We start from the raw sequence: 12,240 nt of genomic DNA, 5'->3' as shown, positions 1-12,240 counted from the left end.
CGCCCATCTCGTCCTTGAAGCGGCGCCCCCGGATCCGACCCCGGCCCCGGCCCCGACCCCGGCGGAGCCCACGCGTCCCGTCCCGGATGGCGGGCTTCCGGTCCCGTGGGTTCTCTCGGGCCGCACTCCGCAGGCACTCCGCGACCAGGCCGCACGGCTCGGCGCGCTGCTGGAGCGGACGGCATCGACCGAACCGGAGCCGGCACTCGCGCCCGGATCCGCCGCCGATTGGGGACACGCTCTCGCCCGGAGGCCGTTGTTCGCCCACCGTGCCGTCGTGGTGGCCCGGAAAACGGCCGACTTCCGCACCGCCGTACGCGCGCTGTCCCACGCCGAGTCCACCGAAGGAGTCGTACACGGACAGTCGACCCCACACCGCCGACTCGCGTTCCTCTTCACCGGGCAGGGAAGCCAACGACCCGGCATGGGAAGGGAGTTGTACGAGGCCCACCCCGTCTTCGCGGCAGCCTTCGACGAGGTCTGTGCCGCGCTCGACACACATCTGGCGGCGCACGCACCAGCCCCGCTGTGCCTGCGGGACATCGTCTTCGCGGACGTGGCCGGCGAACTCGACCGCACCCAATACACCCAACCCGCCCTGTTCGCCCTGGAAGTGGCGCTGTTCCGGCTGCTGGAATCCTGGGGCGTACGCCCCGACGTCGTCGCCGGTCAGAACCTGCCCGAGGGCGGCGCGATGGTCGCCGTCGAGGCCTCCGAGGACGAGGTGCTGGCCGAACTCGCCGGTCAGGAAGGGCTGATCGACATCGCCGCCGTCAACGGCCCCGCCTCGACGGTGATTTCGGGCGAGGAGGCGGCCGTGACCGCGACCGCGGAGCGTTTCCGGGCCCGTGGCCGCCGGACCAGCCGACTGCGCACCAGCCACGCCTTCCACTCCCCGCTCATGGACCCGATGACCGGGGGACTGGGGGAGGTCGCCGAACGACTCCCTCATCTCCCGCCCGACATTCCCCTGTTGAGCGCGCTCGACGGCACGCTGTTCACCCACGACCGGCCGATCCCGCCCGAATACTGGGCGGCACACGCCCGGGGCGCGGTCCGCTTCCTCGACGTCGTACGCCGACTGGAGGCCGACGGAGTCACCACCTATCTGGAACTCGGCCCCGACGCGATCCTCACGGCACTGGCCCAGGAGGCCCTGCTCGGCGGGCCCGGCGACGAGACACCCCCGCTCGCCGACGACAGCACACCCCCACCCGCCCTCGCCGCGCTGCTGCGCCGGGGCCGTCCCGAGCCGGAGAACCTGCTCGCCGCCCTCGGCACGGCCCACGTGCGGGGCGTCGACGTGAACTGGAGCGCGGTCGTCGGCCGTTCGGGGCCGAGCCGGGTGGACCTGCCCACCTACCCCTTCCAGCGCCAACGCCACTGGTCCCGGCCGCCCGAGAACCGACCGGCTCCCGACGCCACCCCGGCCCACGACGACAGCTTCTGGAAACTCGTGGACCACGGAGAACTCGACGCCCTCGCCACCACCCTCGGCATCTCCGACCCCGGCCGCCGCGAGGCACTCGACGCCGTACTGCCGCTGCTCGCGGCATGGCACGGCGAGCGCAACAGGGCGGCCGAGACCGACAGTTGGCGGCACCGGGTGCGCTGGCAGCCGGTGCCGGAAGCGGCGCCGCGCACGGTGCGGGGGCGCTGGCTGTTCCTGCTGCCCGCCCGCACCGACGACGGGACACGGCCGTACGACACCTGGGGGCCGCTCCTGGAGAACGCCCTCGCCGAGGCCGGTGCGCGGGTCGACCGTGTCGTCGTCGCCGAACTCCGCCCGGACCGTGCCTCGTTGGCCGCGCAGCTCACCGACACGATCGGCCGGGCGGCGGAGGAACCCGTGACCGGTGTGCTGTCCCTGCTCTCGCTCGAGCATGACTCGGACCCCGAACTCCCCGCCGTACCGAGGGGGCTGGCCGCCACCACGGCGCTGCTCCAGGCCCTGGACGACATCGGTGTCCAGGCACCGCTGTGGTGCGCGACGCGGGGCGCGGTGACCACCGGTACCGGCGACCCGGTGACCGATCCGACCGGGGCGCTCGTCTGGGGGCTCGCTGTCGTCGCCGCCACCGAGGTCCCCGGCTGGGGCGGTGTCGTAGACCTGCCGGAGCGGGCCGACACCAGCGCCGCCGCCAAGGTGCTCGCCGCCCTCGCCGGCCGTCATCGGGAGGCCGAACTCGCCGTACGCGCCGTGGGGTTGTTCGCCCGGCGGCTGGTCGCGGCGCCTGTGGCCCGCGCTCACGGGGAGGCGGACGGCTGGACGCCCCGGGGCACGGTCCTCGTCACCGGAGGCACCGGAGCACTGGCCCGGCACACCGCACGTCTCCTGGCTCGCAAGGGTGCCGATCATCTGCTGCTGCTCAGCAGGCGGGGCGCCGACGCACCGGGCGCCGATGTCCTGAGCGCCGAACTGACCGCGCTGGGCGCCCGGGTGACCTTCGCCGCGTGCGACGTGTCCGACCGTGACGCTCTCGCCCGGGTGCTCGCCTCGGTCCCCGAGAAACACCCCCTGACAGCGGTCGTCCACACCGCGGCCGTGCTCGACGACACCGCACTCACCGCGCTCACCCCGGAGCGACTCGACCGGGTGCTGCGCGTAAAGGCCGTCGGTGCCCGCAACTTGGACGAACTCACCCGCGATCTCGACCTGTCGGCGTTCGTGCTCTTCTCCTCCGCCACCGGCATCACCGGCACCCCCGGGCAGGCCAACTACGCGCCGGGCAACGCCTATCTCGACGCCCTCGCCTTCCGGCGGCGCGCCGCGGGACTGCCGGCCACCTCCGTCTCCTGGGGCCTGTGGGCGGGCGAGGGCATCGCCGACGACGAGACCGCGCGCCGTAGTGAACGGTACGGACTGCTGCCGATGGCGCCCGAACTCGCCGTCGAGGCACTGGAATCGGCCCTGGACGAGGACGAGACCCACCTCGTGGTCTGCCGCGCCGACTGGGCGTCCCTCGCCGCGTTGCGCTCGCACCCACTCCTCGAAGCGCTCACCGGTGCTGTCACTACCGCCGCCGTCCCGGAGACGGACGACCAACCGGCAGGCCTGGTAGGGGAGTTGACGGCGCTCGATGGCGAGCAGGAACGGCGCAGGCTGCTGCTCCGCTTCGTGCGGACGCAGGTGGCCGAGGTGCAGGGCGGCCGGTCGGCCGACTCCGTGGATGTCCACCGGGGCTTCAAGGAACAGGGCTTCGACTCCCTCACCACCGTCGAGCTGCGCAACCGCCTCAACCGGCGCACCGGGCTGAGCCTGCCCACCACCGTGGTGTTCGACCACCCCACACCGCACGCGGTCGCCGAACTGCTTTACGAGCGCCTCGTCACAGACAAGGACGAGGGCGCGGTGCACGAGTCCCCGACCGAGCCCGACCGCCTCGACACGCTGCTCTCGTCCGCCACCGACGACGAGCTGATCGACTTCATCGGCAAGGAACTCGGCATCTCCTGACCCTTGTCACCCCCTCGACTGCCTCCCCTGAACCGGGCAGCGCGCACGAAGGACGGATTCATGAACGACAGCCGCATGCGGCACCTCCTGGAACGGGTCACCGCCGAACTCCACGACACCCGACGGAGGTTGCGCGAGGCCGAGGACAGCGAGCGGGAGCCGATCGCCATCGTGGGGATGGGCTGCCACTTCCCCGGCGGGATCGACTCCCCGCAGGACCTGTGGCGGCTGGTCTCCGAAGGCGGCGACGTCGTGGGCGACTTCCCCGACGACCGGGGCTGGGACCCCGCCACGCTCTTCGACCCGGACCCGGACCGGCCCGGCACCTCGTCCACCCGGCGCGGCGCGTTCCTCACCGACCCGGGCGCCTTCGACCCCGACTTCTTCGGCATCTCGCCCCGCGAGGCGCTGGCCATGGACCCCCAGCACCGGCTGCTCCTCGAAACCGCCTGGGAGACCTTCGAACGGGCGGGCATCCGCCCCGCCACCCTCCGGGCCGGCGCCACCGGGGTCTTCGTCGGCTCCAACGGCAACGACTACGCGCCTCCCGCCGGCGCCGTCCCCGAGGATCTGGAGGGCTACATCCTCCCGGGCAACGCGGCGAGCGTCGCCTCCGGGCGGATCTCGTACACCTTCGGCCTCGAAGGCCCCGCCGTCACCGTCGACACGGCCTGCTCGGCCTCCTCGGTCGCCGTGCACCTGGCGGTGCGGTCGCTGCGCTCGGGCGAGTGCGACCTCGCGCTGGCCGGTGGAGTGACCGTCATGACCACGCCGTCGACCTTCGTGGAGTTCTCCCGGCAGCACGGACTCTCCCCGGACGGCCGTTGCAAGGCCTTCGGGTCCGCCGCCGACGGGACCGGCTGGTCCGAGGGGGTGGGCCTGCTGCTGGTCGAACGGCTCTCCGACGCGCGGCGCCTCGGCCACCGGGTGCTGGCCGTCATCAGGGGGACCGCGGCCAACCAGGACGGCGCCTCGCACGGCCTGACCGCCCCGAACGGCACCGCCCAGCAACGGGTCATCCGCCAGGCCCTCGCCGACGCCCGCCTGACCGCCGCCGACGTCGACGCGGTCGAGGCGCACGGCACCGGCACGACCCTGGGCGATCCGATCGAGGCACAGGCACTCCTCGCCACCTACGGCCAGGACCGCACCCACGGCCGACCGTTGTGGCTCGGTTCCGTGAAGTCGAACATCGCGCACACCCAGGCCGCCGCCGGAGTGGCCGGGATCATCAAGATGGTGCAGGCCATGCGGTACGGCGTCCTGCCCAAGACCCTCCACGTGGACGAACCCTCCCCGCACGTGGAGTGGGCGTCCGGCGCGGTCTCCCTCCTGACCGAGCACCGCGCGTGGCCCGAGACGGGACAGCCGCGCCGGGCCGGGGTCTCCGCCTTCGGCATGAGCGGCACCAACACGCACATCATCCTGGAACAGGCCCCTGAGCCCGCTACGACGGACACGTCCTCGACCGAGCCGGAGCCCGGCTCAACTGCCGTGCCGGAGCCGGGTTTCACCGCCCTGCCCCTCGTTCTCTCCGCCCGCACCCCGACGGCACTCGCCGACCGGGCCGCAGCGCTCGCCGCGCACCTCCGCTCCGGAGACGGAGTCGGCGACAGCCCCGACCTGGCGGCCACCGCCCTCGAACTCGTCGTAGGCCGGGCCGAGTTCGAGGAGCGGGCCGTGGTCGTCGCCGACGATGAGGACACCCTGCTCGCCGGACTCGACGCGCTCGCCTCGGGCGAACCCGCGCCGGGCCTCGTGCGCGGGAGCGCCGGCACCGACCCCCGTACCGTGTTCGTCTTCCCCGGACAGGGCTCGCAGTGGGTCGGCATGGCTCGTGAACTCCTCGACACCGCACCGGTGTTCGCCGACAGCATCGCCGACTGCGCCCGCGCGCTGGAACCCCACACCGACTGGTCCCTGACGGCGGTCCTGCGCGGCGCCGAGGGCGCACCCGGCTACGACCGCGTGGACGTCGTACAGCCCGCGCTGTGGGCGGTGATGGTGTCCCTCGCGCGGCTGTGGCAGTCGTACGGGGTACGGCCGGACGCGGTCGTCGGGCACAGCCAGGGCGAGATCGCCGCCGCCCACATCGCGGGTGCCCTCTCGCTCGACGACGCGGCCCGAGTGGTGGCGCTGCGCAGCCGGGCCCTCGGTGCCCTCTCGGGCGCCGGTGGCATGGTGTCGCTGGCGCTGCCCGAGTCGCGGGTCACGGACCTGATCGCCCCGTGGGAGGGCCGTATCTCGCTCGCCACGGTCAACGGGCCCTCCGCCGTGGTGGTCGCGGGCGAACCCGCAGCCCTGGACGAACTCGTCGACTCCTGCGAGCGGGACGGCATCCGCGCCCGCCGGATCCCCGTGGACTACGCCTCGCACTCGCCCCAGGTCGAACTTATCCGCCGGGAACTCCTGGACGTCCTCGCGCCCGTCACCCCCCGGGCCGCGCGGATCCCCCTGCTGTCGACGGTCACCGGCGACTGGCTCGACACCACGACGATGGACGCCGGCTACTGGTACACGAACCTCCGGCGGACCGTCCTGTTCGAACCGGCGATCCGCAAGCTCGTCGCCGAGGGCCACGACGTCTTCGTCGAGACCAGCCCGCACCCGGTGCTGACCGCCGCCGTACAGGAGACGGCGGAGGCGACGGAGGCGGAGACCGCGCGGCCCGTCACCGTCACCGGATCACTGCGCCGCGACGAGGGCGGCCCTCTCCGCTTCCTCGACTCCGTGGCCCGGACCCACGTCAGCGGGGTCGACGTGGACTGGAGCCCGGTGCTCACGGGACCGCGCGCGGCCGAGGCAGACCTGCCCACCTACCCGTTCCAACGGCAGCGCTACTGGCTCGCGCCCGCCGCCGCCCGGGCCGCCGACGCCTCCGGACTCGGGCTGCGCCCCGCCGGACACCCCCTGCTCGGTGCGACCCTACGACCCGCCGAGGGCGACGGCCTGCTGCTGACCGGCCTGCTCTCCGTAGGGACCCAGCCGTGGCTCGCCGACCACACGGTGCTCGACCGGATCCTCGTACCGGGCACGGCCCTGGTGGAGTTGACGGTACGGGCCGCCGACGAGACCGGCTGGGACACCGTGGACGAGCTGGTGATCGAGGCCCCGCTCGTCCTGCCCGCCACCGGAGCCGCCCAGATCCAGGTCTCCGTCACCGCGCCCGACGAGCAGGACCGGCGCACGGTGACCCTCCACTCACGGCCCGAGGGTGCCCTCGATGCCGCCCCTTGGACCCGCCACGCCATCGGCTCCCTGACCCGATCGACCCATCCGGTCAACTCCATTGCCCTGCCGGAGAGTTGGCCGCCACGGGGAGCGAACTCCCTCTCCCTGACCGGTCTCTACGACCTGCTCGCCGACTCCGGCGTGGTCTACGGCCCCCGCTTCCAAGGGCTGCGCGCCGCCTGGCGGCACGGCACGGAGATCCTCGCGGACGTCACGCTCGACGAGGAACTGGTGTCGGCAGCAGGGGAGTTCGGGGTGCACCCGGCGCTCCTCGACGCTGCCTTCCACGCGGCCGGACTCGACGACACGTTCCGGGCGGAGCCGGGAGAGGCCCTGCTGCCGTTCGCCTGGCGCGGGATACGGCTGCACGCCTCGGGTGCGACGAGCCTGCGGGTCCGGCTCGCGCCCACCGCCGACGGCGGGCTGTCCCTGGACGCCTTCGACACGGCGGGCGCTCCCGTCCTGTCCGTCGAGTCGCTCGTGTACCGGCCGGTCACGGCGTCCCGGCTCGCCACGAACGCCGAAACCGCCGTACCGCTGTACCGACTTGGCTGGACCGAACTGCCGACGACCGGGCCGGGTGTCGCGACGACCGGGGTACTGCGGACAGCCGATCCCGAGTCCACTCCGGTGCCGGGCCGCGAGACGGTATTCGACACGCCCGCCGCCGTCGCCGAGGCCGTCCGCGCGGGCGGTGACGTCCCCGATGTCGTCCGGTACGAGGTGCCGACCTCGGGACGCGACACGGAGGCGGAGACGGAAGCGACGGACGAACCGGTGCCGGTGCTCGCCCGGGCGACGCTGGACCGCGTGCTGGCCCTCGTCCAGGACTGGCTCGCCCACCCCGAACTGGCCGCCGTACGGCTGGCGTTGGTGACCACCGGCGCGGTGTCCGCCGACGGCGAGTCGCCCGATCTGACGACCGCCGCGGTCTGGGGCCTGCTGCGCTCGGCACAGTCCGAACACCCCGGCCGCCTGCTGCTGGTGGACGCGGACGGCCCCGACCGGGACGACTCGTTCGCCACGGCCGTGGCGGCGGCCGTCGGCGCGGGGGAGCTCCAACTCGCCCTGCGCGACGGCGCCGTGCTCGTGCCACGACTCGTGCCCGCCGCCACCGATTCCCCCGGCCGGCGGTTCGCACCCCCTCACGGGACGGTCCTGATCACCGGCGGCCTGGGGCTGCTGGGCAAGCTGGTGGCCCGCCATCTCGTCGCCGAACTGGGCGTACGACACCTGCTGTTGACCGGACGGCGGGGCGCGCGGACGCCCGGCGCGGCGGAGTTCCTCGGTGAACTCGCCGACCTGGGTGCCCGCGTCACCGTCGACGCGGTCGACGCGGCCGACCGGGACGCCCTGCGGAGGGTGCTCGACGGCATCCCGGCGGAGCATCCGCTGACCGGCGTGATCCACGCGGCGGGCGCCCTGGACGACGGGGTCCTGGCCGGACTGACCGCCGACCGGCTGGACACCGTGCTGCGCCCCAAGGCCGACGCGGCCTGGAACCTGCACGAACTCACCCGGGACGCGGACCTCTCCGAGTTCGTCGTCTTCTCCTCCGCCGCGGGGATCCTCGGCGTCCCCGGCCAGGCCAACTACGCAGCCGCGAACACCTTCTTGGACGCCCTGGTCGCCCACCGCCGCTCGCGAGGCCTGGCCGCCACCTCCCTCGCCTGGGGGCTGTGGGCCGAGAACGGCGAGCTGACCGGACACCTCGACAGCGCCGACCACCGCAGGAACGCCCGCCACGGCACCCGCCCGCTCACCACCCCCGAGGGCCTCGCCCTCTTCGACGCGGCCCGGACGTCAGACCACGCCCTGCTCGTACCGCTCGCCCTGTTGCAGGGGGCAGACTCCGCACAACTCCCGCCCGTCCTGCGGGACCTCGTCCGCACCCGCAGGCCGATCGCGCGGACGGCGGCCGAACCGACGGGCTCCACCCTCGCCGCACGTCTGCTCCCGCTCGACGCGGCGGCCCGCGAGGAACTCCTGATCGGGCTGATCCGGGCCGAGGCGTCGACCGTCCTCGGCCGCGACGACCGTCAAGGCATCGCCGCCACGCGGGCGTTCAAGGATCTCGGCTTCGACTCGCTCACCGCTGTGGAACTGCGCAACCGGCTGAGCACGGCCAGCGGACTGCGACTCTCGCCGGCGCTCGTCTTCGACCACCCCACCCCCCAGTCCCTGGCCCGTCACCTGCTCACCGAACTGGTCGGCGAGCAGCGCACCGAGCAGTCCGCCGAACCCGTGCGGCCCGGCGCCACCCCGGCCCGGGACACGGACGACGACCCGATAGTGATCGTCGGCATGGGCTGCCGACTGCCCGGCGGGGTGGCCTCGCCCGAGGATCTGTGGGACCTGGTCGCGTCCGGCGGCGACGCCATCACCCCGTGGCCGACCGACCGGGGCTGGGACAACGACGGCCTCTTCGACCCCGACCCCGAACGACCCGGCCGGACCTACACCCAGCACGGCGGATTCCTGCACGACGCGGCCGACTTCGACGCGGGCTTCTTCGGGATCTCGCCGCGCGAGGCGCTGGCAACTGATCCGCAGCAGCGGCTGCTCCTGGAGACCTCCTGGGAGGCGTTCGAACGGGCCGGTATCGCCCCCGACACCCTCCGCGGCAGCCGTACCGGCGTCTTCGTCGGCGTCATGTACAACGACTACGCCTCCCGACTGCACGACCTGCCGCCGGAGTTGGAGGGCTACCTCCACAACGGCAGCGCGGCCAGCGTGGCGTCGGGCAGGATCTCCTACACGTACGGGTTCGAGGGTCCGGCGGTGACGGTGGACACGGCGTGCTCGTCGTCGCTGGTCGCGCTGCATCTGGCGGTACGAGCACTGCGGTCGGGGGAGTGCGATCTCGCACTCGCGGGCGGTGTCACGGTGATGGCCTCGCCCTCGGGCATGGTCGCCACCTCCCGGCACCGCGCCTTCGCCCCCGACGGCAGGGTCAAGGCCTACGCGGCCACCGCCGACGGCACGAGCTGGGCGGAGGGCGTGGGGCTGCTGCTGGTGGAGCGCCTTTCCGACGCGCGGCGCCAGGGTCATCCCGTGCTGGCGGTTGTGCGGGGTACGGCGGTGAACCAGGACGGCGCCTCGAACGGGCTGACCGCACCGAACGGCCCGGCCCAACAGCGCGTCATCCGGCAGGCGTTGGCGACCGCGGGCCTCGCCCCGCACGACATCGACGCGGTGGAGGGCCACGGCACCGGCACGACCCTGGGCGACCCGATCGAGGCCCAGGCCCTGCTGGCCGCCTACGGCGCCGGACGTCCCGAGGACCGGCCCCTGTGGCTCGGCTCCCTCAAGTCCAACATCGGACACACCCAGGCCGCCGCCGGGGTCGCCGGAATCATCAAGATGGTGCAGTCGATGCGGCACGGCGTCCTGCCGAGGACCCTGCACGTCGACGAACCGTCCCCGGACGTGGACTGGACCTCCGGCGGCGTACGACTCCTGACCGAGGAGCGGCGCTGGGAGGCGGACGGACGGCCGCTGCGCGCCGGAGTCTCCTCCTTCGGCGTGAGCGGCACCAACGCGCACGTGATTCTTGAACAGCCGTCAGAGGAAACGGAGTTGGCCGACGCCTCGGCCCCGGACACGGCACCGCCGCTTCCCTGGCTGCTCTCCGCCCGCACACCGGCCGCCCTCGCGGCCCAGGCCGCGCGGCTGCTCGCCGTGCTGGACCCCGCCGAAGGGCCGTCCGCGGCGGCCGGCATCGCGCACGCGCTGCTCACCGACCGCTCGCACTTCGAGCACCGCGCGGTCGTGGTCGCCACCGACCCCGACGCCGTCACCGAGGGTCTTGAGTCGTTGGTCCGTGGCGAACCGTCCGGACACCTCGTCCGGGGCGTGGCCACCGAGGGTGTCAAAACGGTCTTCGTCTTCCCCGGCCACGGCTCGCAGTGGGCCGGGATGGCCCACGAACTCCTGGACTCCTCCCCGGAGTTCGCCGAGCGGATCGAGGACTGCGCGCGGGCCTTGACGCCGTACGTCGACTGGTCGCTGACCGATGTCCTGCGCGAGGTGGCGGGTGCGCCGACCCTGGACCGGGTCGATGTCGCCCAACCGGCACTGTGGGCGGTGCTGGTGGCGCTCGCGGCCCAGTGGCAGAGCTACGGAGTGCGGCCCGACGCGGTGGTCGGGCACAGCCAGGGCGAGGTGGCCGCCGCGTGCGTGGCCGGGATCCTCTCCCTGGAGGACGCCGCGCGGATCGTCGTGGAGCGCAGCCAGATCCTGGCCGGGCTCGTCGGGAAGGGCGGCATGGCCTCCCTGGCCCTGCCGCTCGCCGAGGCCGAGCGGCGCCTCGCGGCCTGGCCGGGGCGGCTGTCGGTGGCGACGGTCAACGGTCCGTCGGCCGTCGTGGTCGCCGGCGACGAGACCGCCTTGGACGAACTCCTCGCGGACTGCGCGGAACGGGGCGAACGCGCCCGGCGGATCAGGGCAGCCACGGTCGCCGGACACTCCCCGGTGATCGAGGAGGCGAAGGACGAACTCCTCGAACGCCTCGCCTTTGTGACGCCCCGTCAGGGCAGTGTGCCGCTCTACTCCACGGTCACCGCCGCGCTCGCCGACCCGGCGGAACTGGACGGCGACTACTGGTACCGCAACATCCGGCAGACCGTGCGCTTCGCGCCTGTCGTACGGGAGTTGGTCGACGACGGACACACGGTCTTCGTCGAGGTCAGCCCGCACCCCGTGCTCGCGAGCAGCATCCAGGACACCGTCGAGGAGGCGGACGCCGTCGGCGTCGTGGTGACCGAGACCCTGCGCAGGGACCACGGCGGCCTCGACCGCTTCCTCGCCTCGGCCGCCGTCCTGCACGCCCGTGGCGTACCGGTGGACTGGTCCCCGGCCTTCCGTCAACTGCGCCCGGCACGGGTGGAGTTGCCGACGTACGCCTTCCAGCGGCGGCGGTTCTGGCTGGACGCGGGGGCGGCCTCGGCCGGACCGCTCGTCCGCGAGGGCGACGCCCAGGTGGGTGTCGACGAGGACGAGACGGGACCCGCAGCCTCCGCCGCCCTGCTGGCGCAGCTCACGGCCCTCGGGCCGGCCGACCGGACCGAGGCGCTGCTCGACCTGGTGCGCCGCCAGACCGCCGACGTACTGGGCCACGACGATGCCCAAGAGGTGGGCGCGCAAAGGCCGTTCAAGGAACTCGGCCTGGAGTCGCTGACCGCCGTGGACCTGCGCAACCGACTCTCCGCCGCCCTTGGCCGCAAGCTCCCGGCGACCCTGGTCTTCGACCACCCCACCCCCGAGGCCGTCGCCGACCACCTCGCCGGCCTGCTGCCCACCGGCCCCGAAACCGGCCCCGGCACGGCCCGGGACGCGCTCGCCCTGCTGGAACGGGTCGCACCGGACGTCACGGCCTCCGACCCGGACGGACTCGAACTCCTCACCCGGCTAAGGGAGTTGGTCACCCGCCTCGGCGGCGACCTGCCCCGGCCCCACGACGGCGACGAGATCGACCTGGAGTCCGCGACCGACGACGAACTCTTCGAACTCATGGACAGCGAGGCGTGATGGACGACGACCGAGTGACGCGG

2 protein-coding genes are annotated in these 12,240 nt (G+C 73.5%); both read left to right on the top strand.

The genetic code is table 11. The features are described 5' to 3' along the window. The coding region (locus tag JHN45_RS33750) for an SDR family NAD(P)-dependent oxidoreductase (protein ID WP_236584406.1) at nucleotides 1-3,457 on the top strand (3,457 nt) is incomplete at its 5' end. Between the two features lie 60 nt (nucleotides 3,458-3,517). Continuing rightward, a complete protein-coding gene (locus JHN45_RS53390; protein WP_236584405.1) occupies nucleotides 3,518-12,217 on the top strand; it encodes a type I polyketide synthase in 8,700 nt (2,899 codons plus the stop codon). Nucleotides 12,218-12,240 lie beyond the last annotated feature (23 nt).

It is taken from the genome of Streptomyces sp. MBT53 (assembly GCF_016654115.1).
In the GTDB taxonomy this organism is placed as follows: Bacteria; Actinomycetota; Actinomycetes; order Streptomycetales; family Streptomycetaceae; genus Streptomyces.
Note: the sequence above shows the minus strand (reverse complement) of the source record. Positions and strands in the feature narration are given on the sequence as shown.